Source organism: Streptomyces mayteni (genome assembly GCF_054783955.1).
This window is the reverse complement of the sequence record NZ_BAAGPR010000273.1, coordinates 1-924: the sequence shown is the minus strand read 5'-3', so window position 1 is coordinate 924 and position 924 is coordinate 1. Positions and strand designations below refer to the sequence as shown.

General features: G+C 49.9%; 1 protein-coding gene. It reads left to right on the top strand.

The window, feature by feature from the left end; all coding sequences use genetic code 11:
- Nucleotides 1–924, top strand: a 924-nt coding sequence (locus ACYVPE_RS39865; RefSeq protein WP_461038736.1) for a reverse transcriptase domain-containing protein, incomplete at both ends; no start/stop codon positions are given.

The window sequence follows — 924 nt, the reverse complement described above, 5'->3', positions numbered from 1 at the left end:
GGTGGTTTCCGTCACCAGCGTAGTGCATTGGATCAAGCTCTCTGTCTTCACGATCTGATGCACTCTTACCGACGCCGACACAATCATTATCCTGTGGTCGCCTTTCTGGTCATCAAGTCAGCCTATGATACAGTCGATCGTCGTATCATATGGCAATCGATGCTCGCCTCTTCTGCTCCTCTGTCCTTGGTGTCCTTGTTGGCCAACATGTTTGATGATGTCTCGGTGTCTGTGTTGTTGCAGAACAATGTCTCTGATCCGTTTGTGCCGAGTACAGGTGTCCTTCAGGGCTCTGTCTTGAGTCCTCATCTGTACTCTATCTATGTCAACACATTGCCAGCTCTGCTTCGTTCTGCTGCTTCTGCAACAACCACCTCGGTGTTATCGGTGTCTCCTTCTGGTCCTCCTGGTCCTGGTGCTCTGGTCGCTGATGGTCTTCCCTTTGGTCCTTTGGTTGGTACTGCTGCTTTGTCTTCCTCGTCTCCTACGCCCACACCCATCAACAGTCTGTTGTATGCGGATGATGTGGCGCTGGTTGGGTCTGCTAGCGAAGTTCGGCATATGCTGGACCTAGCGCAGATCCACTCCTTGACTCTTGGTTACAAGTGGAGTCCACCTAAGTGTGCTGTCCTAAATGCACCTTCCCCAGGTTCAAGTCGCTTTGTCCAAATGTCGTTGTATGGTCAAGATCTCCCAACAACGGAAGAGTTTACTTATCTTGGTGTACCTTTTGATGGCAAAGGTATCTCGGTGTCTGCCATGATTAAGCATCGTTCTTCAAGTACCTTGGCGGCTATGGCTCAACTTCACTCTATGGGTCTTAACCGTCAAGGCTTTACTCTGCTTCTTTCTTCTCGTCTCTTTGCTGCCTTCATCCGTCCTAAGCTCGAGTATGGCCTTGCTATTGCTCGACTTACAAGAAAG